The sequence below is a fragment of the Peredibacter starrii genome, from assembly GCF_034259205.1.
Classification (GTDB): domain Bacteria; phylum Bdellovibrionota; class Bacteriovoracia; order Bacteriovoracales; family Bacteriovoracaceae; genus Peredibacter; species Peredibacter starrii.
The window spans coordinates 1,839,038-1,855,683 of the sequence record NZ_CP139487.1 but is presented as its reverse complement, the minus strand read 5'-3'; the positions used below and the strand labels follow the sequence as shown (position 1 = coordinate 1,855,683).

General features: G+C 44.4%; 5 protein-coding genes. 3 read left to right on the top strand and 2 right to left on the bottom strand.

Annotated features, from left to right (window positions below; translation table 11 throughout):
• Positions 1-202: 202 nt before the first annotated feature.
• Positions 203-1,162, top strand: coding sequence for a hypothetical protein (locus SOO65_RS09330; protein ID WP_321399660.1), 960 nt, complete (start codon positions 203-205; stop codon positions 1,160-1,162).
• A 19-nt stretch (positions 1,163-1,181) separates the two neighbouring features.
• Here SOO65_RS09330 and SOO65_RS09325 read toward each other — a convergent pair whose 3' ends face one another.
• A complete protein-coding gene (locus SOO65_RS09325; protein ID WP_321399658.1) occupies positions 1,182-2,855 on the bottom strand; it encodes an acyl-CoA dehydrogenase family protein in 1,674 nt (557 codons plus the stop codon).
• A 153-nt stretch (positions 2,856-3,008) separates the two neighbouring features.
• Here SOO65_RS09325 and SOO65_RS09320 point away from each other — a divergent pair, with 153 nt between their 5' ends.
• Positions 3,009-5,948: a hypothetical protein gene (locus SOO65_RS09320; protein ID WP_321399656.1), complete on the top strand. Its 2,940-nt coding sequence runs from the start codon at positions 3,009-3,011 to the stop codon at positions 5,946-5,948.
• Positions 5,949-6,052: 104 nt separating this feature from the next.
• Positions 6,053-15,601 carry a tandem-95 repeat protein gene (locus tag SOO65_RS09315; protein ID WP_321399654.1) on the top strand — a complete coding sequence of 3,183 codons (9,549 nt, stop codon included), beginning with the start codon at positions 6,053-6,055 and terminating at the stop codon, positions 15,599-15,601.
• On the opposite strand, the gene SOO65_RS09310 is transcribed toward SOO65_RS09315, so the two are convergent.
• Positions 15,569-16,630: a cation:proton antiporter gene (locus SOO65_RS09310; protein WP_321399652.1), complete on the bottom strand. Its 1,062-nt coding sequence runs from the start codon at positions 16,628-16,630 to the stop codon at positions 15,569-15,571. The two genes, SOO65_RS09315 and SOO65_RS09310, sit on opposite strands and share 33 nt — an antisense overlap.
• Positions 16,631-16,646: the final 16 nt, after the last annotated feature.

The window sequence follows — 16,646 nt, the reverse complement described above, 5'->3', positions numbered from 1 at the left end:
AAACACTTTGCAGCCCGACTTTTTCTCTCCACTCCAATATACAATTTTTCCCTCTTGTGATGGCCCGCTCTGCCTCCGTCGCAGTTATAACCGATAAATTGCATTACCTAAAATTCCAGACACTTGTACTTGGCCTTGAACTTGCTTTTTATTCATCCGTCAATTTGTGCCGGAGCACATTTTTAATGAAAAGGAGTTCTACATGAAAAGAAAATCCAAGCTGGAAATGATCACGCCATTCGTACTAGGTACCTGTATGCTTACTTTCGTTGCCGCTTGCGGAAGTGACGACGATGACAGCAGTGATTCATCACAACAGCAGCAACAACAGCAAGAAGGATCGTATCGTGCGGTTCTGACTCCTGTTAACGCCACTGTTGCTGGTACTGTGGCAGGAACTGCTGATTTCACTATTGCTGGTGATGAATTAACAGCAACAGTACAAATGTCTGGCGCACCATCAGGCACACACTATCAGTTCATCACAACTGGTTCTGCTTGTCCTACGGCCGCAGCGGACGCTAACTCAGACACTTTCATTGATGCACCTGAGGCCCTGGCAGTTGCGGGTTCAGTGCTTGTTCCGCTTGATGCGGATCTTTCATCTCAGGCCGGTGGTTTCCCTAATTTCCCATCTGGTTCGAGCTACAATTACAATGAATCAACTTCTTATGCTCAGATGTTGGCGGATCTTCAACTTCCAGATGCGACAACAGATGACATCATTACAAAACTCCCAGCGGGTGAAGAGCTTAATCTAGAAGGTAAAGTGGTAATCATTCATGGTGTTCCTCGCGCGATTCCTCTTCCTTCAACTGTGGCCTCAGCGGACAATCTTCCAGTTAATACAACATTCCCAATTGCCTGTGGTGTGATTGAGCGTGTTGCTGATGGTGGTACAACTGGTGGAACTACAGGTGGTACAACTGGCGGAACTACAGGTGGCACAACTGGTGGAACCACAGGTGGAACTACAGGTGGAACTACAGGTGGAACTACAGGTGGCACAACTGGTGGAACTACAGGTGGCACAACTGGCGGAACTACAGGTGGTACAACTGGCGGAACGACTGGTGGTACAACTGGTGGAACTACGGGTGGTACAACTGGCGGAACGACTGGTGGTACAACTGGTACAACTGCTGGCTCACCAAATCCTTAATTTGAATTCAGGGTCAGTGCTAGCGCACTGGCCCTGTTCTTAGAATTGTTCGTGAATCATTTCTTCTCTCTTCACCTGCAAGTTCCAGATGAAAGAGTTCTTGTTCAAACCATCTCTTAGCCGAAATAGCTCCCGAAGAATCATTTTGAGAAAGACCCCATTCAGCATGTTCGAGCATAAGAGAAGAATTGTAAGTGCGAGAAAGGCCCATCGCAAGTGAGCGTGCTTTAGTATTAAGATCTTCTTCAGTGAGTTTTGCCGCGTTCACAAATACTTTTTGAATATCACCCAATGCCTTCAAGGTTTTTTCTTTCATGCCTTGAAGTTCAGGATGCTTCACTTGGCCCAAGCGCATTTCAATATCTTTTAAGAATGCGGGTGCTGCATTTTCTTTTTTGATCGCTCTTAAAGCGTCCAGTGAAAGCACATTCGTTGTTCCTTCCCAGATGGCAAGAACCTGAGCGTTTCTTAAAATTTGAGGAAGGCCCGTGTCTTCCACATAACCAGCGCCGCCGAAAGATTCGATGACCTCTGAACTAATAGCAACACCTTCTTTCGCAGTAAAAAGTTTCACCAATGGGATCAAAAGACGAAGTGTTCCGCTTTCGATTTCAGTCGCCTTTCCCATTTCTTCTTTTCCAAGCAGAACTGCCGCATGGAAAGTCATTTGCATGCAAGCTTCGAATCGAACATGAAGATCGGCCATGGTTTCAAGATGAAGACCATGATCAATAATGAATTTGCCGAAGGCCTTTCTTTTCTTGGCATAATCGAGCGAAAGAGCGATTCCCCGGTGCATGTAACCGACTGAGCAACAAGCATTGTAGAGACGAGTAATGTTAAAAAGAGTGGCAATGGTTTTCACTCCCTTTCCAGACTCTCCCACAAGCACCGCCGGTGTTCCTTCCAGAGTTAATTCGGCAGTCGGAAGGGCCTTTGTACCTAATTTATCTTTCAAACGATTAATCCGAATGTTTTGAAGTTCTCCCTTAGCGTTTCTAAGTTCGACATAAAACATGCTGAGTTTTTCTTCGCCTTCGATGCGAGCGAGTGTCATGGCCATCTGAGAAGTTGTGGCCGACGTAAACCACTTCACACCATGAAGTTCATAGTGATCCCCTACTTTTTTGGCCACGGTTGAAGTACCACTCACATCTGAACCACCTGTTCTTTCTGTCATCCACTGACCAGAGGTCCAGAAGGTCTTCGGATCTCGTGAAAGAAGATTGGCATAGGCCTTCTTCTTCATCTCCGGACTTCCAAAAAGTTCAATCACTCTGGCGGCACCGTCAGTCATGGCAAGAGGACAAGAGTAAATCGCAGAAGAAGGATGATAGAGATATAATTTTGCAAATTGATGAAGACGAGAATACTCTCCACTTTTTCTTTCATACCCCGTGGCCACGATGCCTTCTTCCGAAGCAATTTCGTGTAATCGATCCCAGGCCTTAGTAGTTTTGATTTCATCTACCCTCTTTCCCCAGGGATCATATGGTACGTGAATTGGTGGATTCGCTTCCGCCTCTTGGGCCAGGGGCTCCATTTCCTTCACTACTCTTTCACCAAATTTTTTTAACTCTGGTTCGATTTCCGCAAAAATGTTTGCAGGAAGATGACGTTTTAGAATTGATTGTAAAATATGATCTTCGGAATACTGATTACCGATACTTGGTGGAACTTGGTAAAAATCCATTTAAACCTCGTCAAAAAAGTATGACCTTATTATGTCCCTCTTTCTGAAAATTCACTAGCTTTTCAATCATTGTTAAAACGAAGTTAATACAATCCCTTTCGGAATATTCCTTAAGAATTCTTGCGATTGCGACGAAAAGTCCGCTGAGGATGTATGAAACTCTTAACTCTCGCATTACTGAGCTTTATAGTCTGGAACTCTCCAGTCTACGCTCTTCCTTTGTTGAGAAAGTCATTCTGTGAGAAGGTATTAAGTTCGGCCACTTCGAAGCAGGATTACAATGAAAATGAGAGTTGTTTTTTACTCTCACAAGATTATCCCGAATATTTAGGCACCTCATTACCCTTCATTTGTATGGACACTCGTATTCGTCTGGATTCTCCTAGAGACGCCAAGACGTATTGCGAGGGTGAACTTGCAAAGCTAAATAAGGTGGAAAAAAACGACGCTGGTGGTGACGTTCAAAATGCCATGAAAAGCGTCTATACAGGAGTGGCACCCACTCTGAGCGAACACGAGCCAAAAGATAAGAATGTTAGCAGTAAACAACTCGACCAATGTCAGAATAAAGAATTTTTGAGTAAGTATAACGAATGTAATGCCATCAACTCTCCCGTCATAATGTCCCTCGAATCGATCTCTGATATTTTAAATCATCCTTCAGTCGGAGGAGGAAGCGTTTTGGTAAATGCAGCTCCTGTCTACGGAGAAAATGACTGTAAGTGTCTCAATCAAAAAATCAAGAAAGACTATGCTCATCTAGGGAAGACAAGACTCGCAGAAGAAATGAAACTTGAGAGAGATCGAATTAATGGTCTTATCTACAATGCTGTCGGAAAGAAATTCTTGAATGCTTACGCTTCCAACATGGAAGACGTGAGGTATTACCTTACAAACAAATTCAATGCGCTTGGTACCTCTGAAGCTGAGGCCTCTGATCTTCAATGTAATGACGCCGCCGGATTTCAAGAGGCCATTGAATCAGCATGTGCGACTTCAAAAGTCCCTAAAGAAGTCTACGAAAAAAGAACCAAAGAGCTTCTAAGTTCCTTCGGTGATGACATGAGTAAGAGTCCTACTCTTGCTGGGAAGTTCGCCAAGATTGATGAATTCATCCTGAACATTAAACCTGATCAGGAAATGATGGATGTTGGACCTCAAAAGACATTTACCAGAACTGAATATGACATGATTCGAAATGGTGCTTCAAAGAAAGCGCCTGAAGTGACATTCATGAATACTGTCATCAATGGTGTTCTTAATGATCCGGTCCTCAAGATCGAATTTGAAAATAAACTCCGTGATGGACAGAGTCCGGGCCAGGCGTTGGGCCGCATTCTTCAGGAAGAAAAATCTAACGAAATTCAAAATTTCTGGGTAAGACTTATTCGCGAGAATAAGAATGAAACGATTTTCAAAGAACTCAATGGAACTCTCAGAACAAATAACACTGATGATTATCCCCAGTTCATCCGTGACACCTATAAAGTCGCAGTGGGAGCACATCCTGGTTTAAAAGCGATACTCACTGACAGGGCCCTATTTAATCAGCTGAATGTAAAACGTAAAAATTCCTACGACAAAAATCCTAATCTCATGTCGCTTCTGGAGAACGATTCTAAACTATTAAGCAATCACTTCTCCACTCGTTGTCAAAAACTCCGTGCCAATCTTGCCCAGGCGGTCTGTACCCCAGACGAAGATCACATCAAACGCGTGAAACGTGACGATATCAATAAGCTCATGACTCAGATCATTGGGAAGTCGAACCTTCCTCTTAAAGATCTGCTCCTGTGTCAAATGCCTGAGATTGAATCAAAGGGAGCGTTTAATAAACTCTCTTTTGGTATCAGTGATTGGTTAAATCGCTCCGATTACCTTAACCGGAAATTGAACCCTATCAGTAAACAGGACAACGGCTTCAGTGGTACCTACCGAGCTCTAAGCTCAAGTCCAAACGGTCGCATGAGAGAGGTCATTACAACACTGACCGGACTATCGAACGAAAAAAGAGATTCCTCTTCGGTCATCGCAAAAGAAATCTCTCGCGGTGAGAATTTCACCACCACTAAACTCGGACAAATTCTGAAACCTGAAAGTTCAGTCGCACGTAATGTGGCCGAGGCCATCTCTACCCCGACAGAGGCCTCAGTCCCGCATGAACAATTCTCAAGTGCGCCAACCATCTTGCCAACAACGCTGGCGGCCGCAGCACCAACGGTTGAATCCAAGGCCATGCGTGACCAATTGAAAGATTATCTATCTGACAAAGATAATGATAAAACGGTTGATAAATTAATTTCTAATACCAAGGACGAAGATGTTAAAGAACTCATTCGCCTGAAGAATGAACTCGCTAATGATAATGAGAAAATCATGAATCTCATGCGAGAAAATGACCGCTCTAAGATCAAATCTCTTGAAGAAAGTTATCAGGCCCTCGAGAAGCAGTATCAGGACGCTCTTAAAAAGAAATCTACTCCTGTTGAAGCGGTGGCCGAACTATCAGATGAGTCTTCCATCAATAGAGACTACTCTGGTGGAACTTCCACAGGAAGTTATACCGGTGGAACAGATGGTTCAAGTGCAGGACCCCACTACAGTGATTCATCTCGCTCAACTTCAACTGGTGGACAGAATGCCGGTCGTGCCATCGCCAGTGTTTCTGGAAGCAGAAGTAGCTCTATGGCCGGTGCCCCTCGTGAGGCAAATCGCGGTGAGATCATTGTCGAAACAAATATGATTCATTCTTCTGATAAACAAACTGAGGGTCAGGAAATTAACCAGGAGATCATTAGTTTTATGAATAAGAATGAAACAGATCTCACCACTCTTCAGAAGTTAAAAGAACAAGGCCTCACCCTTAAATTCAAAGTTCTCGAAAATGGTGTCGAGATTGAAAAAGAATTGAAGGTTAATTACGCCTCTATGTCCCTTGAGGCCCAACAAATTTTAGATAAGAAAATTGCCCATCAAAATATCCGATCGGATCAGTTCAAGAATCTCGAGCATGAGTATCTTAAGGCTCGTAGGGCCTATTCCTACTCGGCTTTAAAGATGATTCTGGGTATTCAGGCCCAGAAAACCAAATAGAAACTCTATACAAACATAAGGTGTTGAATTTAGAAGTTTTTGCCTAATTGTTTTAAACACGCACATATTTAAAGATTCTTCTAATAAAAACCGATTTATCTTTTATGAGCGTGTTGAAACAATACCTTATCCCGTGCACCTTAATAGCCATCACTGGTTTAAGCGGATATTTTTTTTTCACACGCAGGCCTCCGCCTAACGTAAGTAATAGCGAAGTTGAGTACGAGTATTCACTTAAGGTCGCTGGTCAAACCATCAAAACTTATCGCAGTCCCGCAGCTAAGAAACGCGAGCTAATAAATCCAGAAATCGCAAAAAGAAATTTCATTTCAAATCATGTTTCAAACTCTGAGCAAAGTCGTCGCAAAGATGAAGATGAGAAATTTGAGAAAGATGAAAAAGAACTCATAAAAGCACCTGGTGTGAGTATTTCAGATTCAGGCAGAAGCTACTCTGCTCCTTCTGTATCTCGGTCTTACTCGAACCCAGAAAAATCTGGAACGACATCAAACACTGATACATCAAAAACCACGACTGGTACAAGTATGCCAGGTATGTCGTTTTCAAATGTGGGCTACCCTGGTACCTCTCAAACAACTGGGACCACAACTGGTTCCTCTACTACGACAACTGAAACTTCTCCTACTTCCAGCAAAACAGTGACACCTTACTTAAAAGGTAAGGTCACCCCTTTGGTGGGAATTATCGCTTATCGATCACCTCTGGCCCTCATTGATGAGGCCTATGCCAATAACTGTACGAATCCAAGAGTTCTTCTTCTCGATCTAACAGATATGTCTGTTTTAAGAGACAGACCTGTGAAGGAAGCAAATCTTGGAGGTGCCACCACGTTTGATTTCGATCCAGTAGATTTAAATCTAGATCTTAAAACTCCAAACCGGTACATGCTTGAGACCAAGGGCTGTGAGATCAACTATCAGCGAATCATCTCTAGTTTTTATAAAGATCAAAACCTCGATCAGACCACGACTCTGGTATCGAAAGTTGTTAACACAAGAATTGCCGGTGCTCTTTCTAACACCACAGCTGACGCCATTGAAAATCTGTATAACGAAATCAGCAAACGCTCTCTTCCGGCAGATGACTTTGAACGAGTCTATGACATTATCTTTAACGAGAATGCCCTTAAGTCAGATTTCCAATCTACTTTTCAGGGTGGTGCTGTTAACGAATTAACTGAAGCAGCACCTGACGTGAATGAAATTTCACTTACGGCCAGCGTGACTGAAATGATTCCTGTCAATTATGGAGTTAAAACTTTCCACTGGAACACGCAATATACTGTCGCTTACGAGTGGCAAGTTGATGGTGAAGTTTTTGCGACGACTGCGGATTGGACGTATACACCTTCGGCCAACAGTCGCGCCAATCAGGAAATCACTTTAATTATCGGCTCGAAGAACTCAAGTGACGATCTCGTAGATCGTTCAATGCCTTATCATGAAGTGAAATTCAATGTGGCAGTGACTGATGGTCGTCCTTCACTTCCACCGGCACTTGCCTTGAATGCCGCCTCAAATAATCCATCTGATACACGTTCACTTGTTTTAAACATGAATACAGGTGCTTTGGTGGATTCAGTTTATTCGGCCTGTGAATCTTTCAGTAAACTCGCTATTACTGAAAATGATGTCCTGCCAGTTGATGGTGATTTCACATTAAGCTGTCAAAGTGGACCTGTTCAATTAGTGAACCACACTCTTACCACTGCGGCGGATGGACCAATTACGCTTAAGCTCTGGAGTAAGGACGCTGCCGATCGAGTATCTCCCGTTCCAAGTACACTCACAGTTGAACTGGATACTACTGCTCCAGTTATTGAATTCCTGGATATGCAACTAGGATTTATTTCAGACGAAGACTCGGAGTTTAAATGGACTCTGACTGAAAGAAACTCTGCAAGCTCTCAGTTCTTTAATATTCAGTTCTTTGATGGTTCAACTTGGGCAAACCTTCCGGCAGTGAATGTTTCTAATGGACCTCACGACGAAACTGAGTTCAGAACCAATTTTCATATTCCGAATATCAACACGAGTGCTGCCAAATTAAAAATCACTTATACAGATACACTTGGGCACCAAACGATTAAGGAGTCCCCTGCTTTTGAAATTCAACGCCCTATCCTTGGCTCTAATCCACTCAATATGGATATGGGGCAGGTGTTAAATAAGTCAGAGAGTACTGTGTTCATCCTTGAGTTTACCAACTCTGGTGCGGTTAATACCAAGCTTTGTGGACCAGTGACCATCGTTGGAACAAATGCTTCTGAGTTCATAATCACTGATGATAACTGTAATGGAACAACCATCGGAACTGCTGGATGTACAGTTGGTCTTAAGGCCAAACCGGCCCTAAAAGGAACAAGAACTGCAAGTGCCACCATCACTTGTGGTAATGATACTTTCTCTACACCACTGACTATGCAATCAACTAATAATCCTCCACAAGTGATTGCAACACAAACTAAAACCACGATGGAAGATACTCCGGTGCAAATTAACTTTGGACCGATTAGTGACCTTGATAGTGACTTCTTAACCTACTCGGTAGTGAGCTCTCCACTTCATGGGGTGATCTCGAATTGTCAGACAGTAACTTCGGACTACGTTTGTACTTATACCCCAACGACAAACTACGCGGGGAACGATACGTTCACTATCAAGTCTAATGATGCCACCGCCGACTCTAATATCGGAACTGTGAATGTTACAGTACTGGCGATTAACGATGCGCCAACACTCCCTGGTCCGCAAAGTATCAGTACGAATGAAGATACGGCCCTGACTTTTGCTCTTCTTGCAGGTTCTGATACCGAAAACGATGCTCTTACTTATAGTGTCGTCACGCCACCGGCCCACGGAACTTTAACATGTACTGGAACCAATACTTCTTGTACTTACACTCCAGCACTTAACTACAATGGTGCTGATTCTTTCACCTACAAGGCAAACGACGCCACTTTATCTTCAAACATTGAAACGGTTTCGATTACAGTTAATCCAGTAAACGATCCGCCGGTTCCCGCGGCCAACCAAACTTTGGCCACCAATGAAGATACCGTTCTTAATTTTACGATTAACTCCGGCTCTGATGTGGATGTTCCGGCCCAGACTCTGTCTTATAAACTCGTAACTGCTCCAACTAAAGGAGCTCTTTCCGGCTGTATTACGGCCGGAAGTTACAGCAATGATCTCACTTGCGTTTATACACCGACATTAAATGCCACGGGTACTGATAGTTTTACGTATAAGGTCTATGATTCAGTAACTGATTCCGTTTCAAATGGGACCATCACCATCAATATTGCGGCCGTTAACGATGCTCCAACACTGGCCGCGACTCAGAGTCTTTCAACTCCAGAAGATACTGCTCTTAACTTCAACCTGAATCCAGGTACAGACGTGGAAGGCAATCCCCTTACCTATATCATCGTCTCGCAACCTGCAGATGGAACACTTACTTGTACTGGTGGAACCAGCACGGCCTGTACTTTTACACCAGACCTAAACTTTGATGGTTCGACGACCTTCACCTATAAAGTGAATGATGGATCTCTTGATTCAACGATCGCAACTGTAACCATCACCGTCGCAGGCGATAACGATCCTCCAGTGATTGGCGCGAATCAGACCATTACAACCAATGAAGATACGGCCGCGAACTTTACGATCAATACCGCGACGGATGTGGACGTTCCGGCCCAGACTCTTGGTTACAAAATCATTTCAAACCCAACGAAAGGTACTCTATCTGGTTGTATTACAGATGCGGCCTATGGAACAGTGAGGAACTGTACTTATACTCCGAATCTCAATGCCAATGGCACTGACACCTTCACTTATCGCGCCAATGATGGTCTGGTGGACTCAACTGGCCTTGCGACAATTACCATTAATATTACTCCGGTAAACGATGCTCCAACTCTTGGTGCAACTCAATCAGTTTCAACCAATGAAGATACAGCACTTAGTATTACTCTCAATGCCGGCGCTGACGTCGAAGGAACGACACTCACTTATGTGAAACTTACTAATCCAACTGATGGAACTTTAACTTGTACTGGTGGAACAAGCCGCGCCTGTACCTATACCCCAAATGCAAACTTTAATGGCACCGATACATTTACATATAACGTAAGTGATGGAGCTCTTTCTTCAACGACTGCCACTGTTACTATTACTGTGACCCCTATTAACGATCCACCAGTTCCAGGTGCTAACCAATCTGTGGCAGTGACTGAAGATACTCCTGCTTCCTTCACTATCAACGCAGGTTCTGACATTGATGTTCCGGCCCAAACACTCTCGTATATTTTAATTACTGCTCCGACAAAAGGAACACTTTCAAATTGTATTGTCACGGGTTCTTATACAACTGATAGAGTTTGTGATTACACCCCGAATGCTAACGTGAACGGCACGGATACATTGACTTACAAGGTCTATGACTCACTATTAGAATCGACAACGACAGCGACAATCACATTTAATATTGCGGCCGTTAACGATGCACCAACCGTTGCCGCCACTCAAAGTGTGACAACCGCCGAGGACACAGCTCTTAATATTACTCTTAATGCCGGTACCGATATTGAGGGGAACACTCTTACTTATGTCAAACTCACAGATCCAGCAAACGGAACTTTGACCTGTACGGGCGGAACAAGTCGTGCCTGTACTTATACTCCGAACGCGAACTTCAATGGAACAGACACTTTCACTTATCGCGTGAATGATGGTTCAGCGAATTCAAATACTGCCACAGTGACCATTACGGTGACTCCAGTGAATGATCCACCAGTCATGGCGGCCAACCAAACTTTTACAACAAATGATAATACAAACCTGGCGATCACTCTTTCACCGGCCACAGATATTGATGGTGGTGCACTTACTTATAAAATTGTGACGGCTCCGGCCAACGGTACTCTTTCTGGCTGTATTACAACTGGTTCATACGGGACGGATCTGACTTGTAATTATATCTCGAACGCTAACTTCAATGGCACCGACAGCTTTACCTTCGTGGCCTACGACACTATCGCCAATGCGGTCACACCAGCGACAGTCACTATTACGGTCAACGATAAGACCGCTGCTCCTGCGCCTCTATTAACTCTTACCTCTCCTCAGTATACAAAAGTAACGGGAGTGACCTTCACCGCTACTTCGTGTACGGATACGCCTTCGCTTTTTGTGAATGAAGGCGCGGCCCCAACTGCGGGAGCGGCCGGATGGCAAACTTGTAGCACGACGGCCAATGCCATTACTTACACCATGGGAACAACTCAAGGTGCACACACTGTAAAAGTTTGGGCGAAGGATTCTTATGGTAACGTGTCTCTGACTTCAACTGATTTTACGATTTATTACGATACAGTTCTTCCAACCATGAGTTTAACTCTTCCTCCGACTCTTCAAGGTGGAGCGACATATTCTCTGGCGTGGACCGCAACCGAGACTTATACAACAGCGTCACTTAATTTTACGGTTGAGGCCTATAACGGAACTGCCTGGTCAACCGTAGGAACAACTGCATCCACTGCAGGTCCATCTTTAAGTGCCACTGCTTTTACCCGTTCATGGACGGTGCCATCGGTAACTACTGCTGCCGCTCAGTTCAGAGTGAGTTTCACTGACCGAGCTGGTAATACCAATACCGTGACTTCGACCGCTTTTGCGATCGACTCCACTCCTCCGGTTTTAACGATTACTGCTCCGGCCGTGAATTCTTATCATAAAACTCAGGCCACCATTACCGGTGCTTGTGAGACGGGCAGAAGCATTTCTTTCACTGGAAGTATTCAAGCTGATTTTAGTATCACATGTTCTGGTGGGACTTATTCTCAAACGGTGAACTTCTCAGATGGTGATGGTAACAAAACAATTACTGTATCTCAAACGGATGCAGTAGGAAACGTCACCACTGTTAGTCGCAACCTTATCCGTGATGAAGTTGCCCCGGTCATTACAAAAACAACTGGTAACTCACCTGACTTTACGAAAAACAACATACCAAACGCCTGGGGTGGTACTTGCGAAGGCAATTACACTATTTCAGTGTCAGGTTCGCAGACAACGACTTTTGCTTGTACCAGTGGTACATGGACCTGGACACCAGGTTCAAAAACAGTGGATGGCACATATTCTTATAACTTAGTTCAAACGGACGCTGCTGGTAACGTTTCGACTCCTCCACTAACACTTGCCTGGACTCGCGATGCGACTCCTCCAAACTTCACTACCACTAACCCAGTAGCGGCGAGCACTGGTCAAACGAAGGCACTCACTAATAACTTAAGTGCTCTTACTTTCACTGGGACCTGTGAAGGCACAAACCCAATCGTAATCACCGGTGCCGCCACTGATACCATTTCATGTTCGGCCTCAAGCTGGTCATGGACCACTCCAACTGTGACAACTGATGGCCTTCGCTCTTACACCATTAAACAAACCGATTCTGCCGGTAATACTGCTCAAATCATCTTTAACTGGACCCGCGATACCACCGGTCCAGCATTGAAGATTAATACTGCTCTTCTTAAAACAAATACCAATACTGTGACTTTCACTGGTACATGTGAAAATGGTTACACCATTAACGTCACCGGTGCTCAAACGACGACTGCTACTTGTACGGCCGGTAACTGGTCTTTCACGACAGCATCGAATGCAACTGACGCCACTCGTGCTTATACCTTTAAGCAGGCCTTCACAGTTTCTCCATTTAACTCAACCACTGTCGTGGGGACCTGGATTCGTGAAACAAATGCTCCAACTGTTAGTGCGTTCACAACGACGGCCGCGGATCCATCTCGTTCAAGTTATATTCCAGTCAACATCACCGCGACTTCTCAGAACGTGGATGTATATCTTTCTCATGTTTGTGTGAAATCAGATTTATCAATTCAACCAGCGGCAGATGATTCATGTTTCATCGCCATCAATGGTCCAGTTATTGGTAAAGTTCTGACCCAGACCTTGAGTCTTTCAAATTATTCAATCCTAATTGGATGGACACCAAAGACCTATGATATTTTTGTCTGGGTAAAAGATGAGGCCGGTAACATCTCTAATATCTCAAACTCAGGTGCGGGAACTGAATCAACAGATAAGATCAATCACTCTTATGATCCAGGAATTCCACCAACTGTTTGGGACGTGGCCGCCGCTAACATTGCAAACTCACCTATCCCTCCAACCAGAGCTCAGTCTGAAGTTCCGGCCGGTTCAGATGTTTTCATCCGTTGGAAAGCAACTGATAACATTACTCTTCCGGCCGGCGCGATATCACTTTCTTATACTCCGGATGAGATCAACTTCACTCAGTTCGTGTCTGGGTTAAACAACGCCAACTACGGTTGTACCGGAGTGACTCTTGGAGCAAATGAAGGCTGTTATAAATGGACAGGTGGATCTCCACTTAATACTTCATATAAAATCCGAGTGAAAGTAACTGATGCCGGTGACGTTTCAAATCAATTGATCTCTAACCCACTAAACGCCGGGTTAATCAAGATCATCGCCGGTAACTCTGAATCTGGTCTTGGTGGATCAGCACAGACTGCCATGTTCTTTACTCGTCGCTTGTCAGATTATACCGATCCAGGAACGATCGTTGTAACAGATGATGGTCAATTCTACTTTGCCGATTATAAGCGCGGAATTATCACCATTGATCAATCCGACGGTAAACAGAAGATCTTCATTCCAACAACTGGAACCAGCTCTGGTGACGGTGGTCCGGCAGTGAATGCCACGCTAAAATATCCGGTAAAAATCACTCTGGATTATCAGAACCGACTTCTTATCATGGACCGCGACCGCATCCGCCGTGTTGATCTGAATTTATCAACTCCAACAATTGAAACTATCATTGGTGGTGGTGCTGTTACCTCAGACACTGTTCCAAATCCAAGAGACGTGAGCATTTACTCTCACGCGACAAATGGTGATTGGTCGGCCTCGAGTATGGTGTTCTTTGCAACACCAAACGGTGACATCTACTTTAACTCTGAATTGGCCTATAAACCGAATACCACAGCAACTTATCGTATACGTATCTATAAGGCCGGTACCGGCCAGGTTATTTCTAAATACCTCACTGGTATTGGTGACTCTTATGTGAGCACCCAGGATCTTTCGCTCTGTCGAGTGCTTCATCCCGGTATCGCTTTTGATCCTTTGAATTCTCAACTCACAGGAGTAACAGCAACGACACTTCATGACCTCTCTTTCCCAGGTTGTAATCAGATTGATGATCGTTATGCCCGTGCCTATTACGACCCAATTACCTTTGAGGCCATCGCTCCCAAGGATGACCTTCACCGTTCATACACTTACATGAATTACACCGGTATGGACGGTATTGCTTACGTTTCAGGTGCCCGCTCATTTATTAACCGAATCAATTTCGACGGTACGTACACACGTATTCTCGGCCAGGGTACCAGAGGTGAATGTGCTGATGGAACCTTAGCAACGGCCTGTATGATTGATATTCAGAACTTCTTTGTTACTAGCACAGGAAAAATGTACTTCACCGACCGTGGAGTAATAAGGACCATTGATAGTGATGGAAAAGTGAAGTCCCTCTTTGGTCAGAGATTGACCTATGGTAACGCCGTCAATGCTCTGAATGCCCGCTTTAGTGAAGTGACCCGCGTGCACAGACTTAACAACGGAAAAATCATCGTCAACGATGTTGGTGGTTACTACGTGAAGGAATTCACGATCGAAGGCAATATTAATATTATTGCAGGTGACGGTGCCTCACGAGGCTCAAACACGGCGGTCGACGCTAACACTTATAGTGTTGTTGATACAAGCTGGATGGACGTAAACAGAGTCAACGGAGATGTTTATATATCTCAGGCAAGTTCAGGTTACGGTTTCACACTTAAACTTAACCGTGCAACAGGAAAGTTTGAAAACGTTATAGGTAGTACGACTGGTGTTCATTATGCATCGGCGGATAATGAGTTGGGCCTAAACGTTGCCGCTAACAACGGTAACTTCCTTAACCGTGGTCTCATTATGGGCTTTGGTAACAACCAACTCATGATGACCAGAATGAGAATTAATACGACCCTAAATCGTTATGAAGACTTTATGGTCAAGTCTTATGATGCAAACGATGGTTTCCGCCAGTCTCATATCGCCGGGGTCTTAGGTTTCCCTGCTGATAGTAACGATCGTCGCACATGTGATGCCACCACTTCGACCAGTGCTGCAAACTGTGAAATGCCATACTGGGACACATTCTTCCGCTTCCAATGGGACAGTGAAAATTTAAGATGGATCACGGCCATCGTGAATGGTGGTACTCAGAAAGATATCTATGAATTTACTCAAGCAGGAAATATCAAGAAGATCGGTTCGACCTCGAACAATATTGATGACAGTTTCGTGTATGTTAAGCTGGATGGAGTGGAAAATTTCTACTACTGTAACTCTGGACGAATCCGTCGCTATAACATCACAACCCAAACCGACATGGGCAATCTGGCGTGGAGTATGACCAACCTTAACTGTAAAGGTCGAAGCATGGACTTCAACCCTACTAATCGTTCAATCATCTTCGCGTTCGAACAAAACGGTCTAGGTGGTGTGGCGGAGTACTTTATCCCTTAGTGTGACTTCAAGACCAAGAAGACCGATCCAGGTTGAAACTGAAACCACAAGCACCAGAATCGTAAAAGTCTCCTGCGAGATAAGTCCACCCGCGACTGATGCCGAAGCGAAAGCAAATCCCGGAATTCCCCGAGGAACCATTCCCCATGAAATGACTTTAGGACTTAGGTCCTCTCTCTTTTTCATGAGATAATAGGTGCAAACGTATTTTGAAATCACCGCCACAACGACAAGTGACACCGACATAATAAGGGCACGGGAACTCGTGAGAATTTCCGGTGAAAGTTTCATACCGATGAAGATCATATAGAAAGGCAAAAGAGGTTTTAGCATTTTATCCAGTGGTTCTTCAGTGATATCCACTTTATCACCCAGGATGAAGGACAAGAAAAATCCTGCAAACAACCCACCCATCACCGCCGAAACATGATGACCTTCTAGAAATTTTGCGACACAGATTGAGAAGATCAAAAATAAAAGCGAAAGTCCCCAGCGATTCTTCACGAGATGAATAAACACAAAACTCACCACCGCGCCTGCAATCAGATAGAGTTCAATGCCAGAACCGCTGGTCGTCACAACCTCTGTCTTATTTTGAAATAATAAGTAAGTCATAAACATCGTGGCCGGAATATCATCCAAGGCCGAAACGAGAGTTAGAAATTGGCCGGCCCGCGAATGAAGCATGCCAAGATTTAAAAGAGTTTGAATGGTAACACCGGTGCCTGTTGTTGTGAGAACCACCGCTACCGTGAGAGACCCTAAGTGATCCAGGCCAAATCCCAGGCCCATGTAATAGAAAAACACCATGGGAACCAAAGTCGTCACTAGAACCAGAACGGCACAAAGTCCTAAGTCCTTGGCAAATTTCTTCAGGTGAATCTGAAGTCCCACCATCAAGAATAATCCGATGACCGTATAAGAACTCCACCCCAAAAGGCCTTCAAGCCCCCAAGATACTGGAGCAAACGCTTTCAAAAGAGCACCCATGATGAGTTGCAGGAGGGCCCCGCCAAGAATTTGTTTCATAGCCTCTATTATAATG

What these genes read in the sequence shown, in the direction of transcription:
- SOO65_RS09315 (WP_321399654.1), top strand. Translation starts at nt 6,053, where the DNA reads ATGAGCGTGTTGAAACAATACCTTATCCCGTGCACCTTAATAGCCATC.
- SOO65_RS09325 (WP_321399658.1), bottom strand. Translation starts at nt 2,855, where the DNA reads ATGGATTTTTACCAAGTTCCACCAAGTATCGGTAATCAGTATTCCGAA.
- SOO65_RS09310 (WP_321399652.1), bottom strand. Translation starts at nt 16,630, where the DNA reads ATGAAACAAATTCTTGGCGGGGCCCTCCTGCAACTCATCATGGGTGCT.
- SOO65_RS09320 (WP_321399656.1), top strand. Translation starts at nt 3,009, where the DNA reads ATGAAACTCTTAACTCTCGCATTACTGAGCTTTATAGTCTGGAACTCT.
- SOO65_RS09330 (WP_321399660.1), top strand. Translation starts at nt 203, where the DNA reads ATGAAAAGAAAATCCAAGCTGGAAATGATCACGCCATTCGTACTAGGT.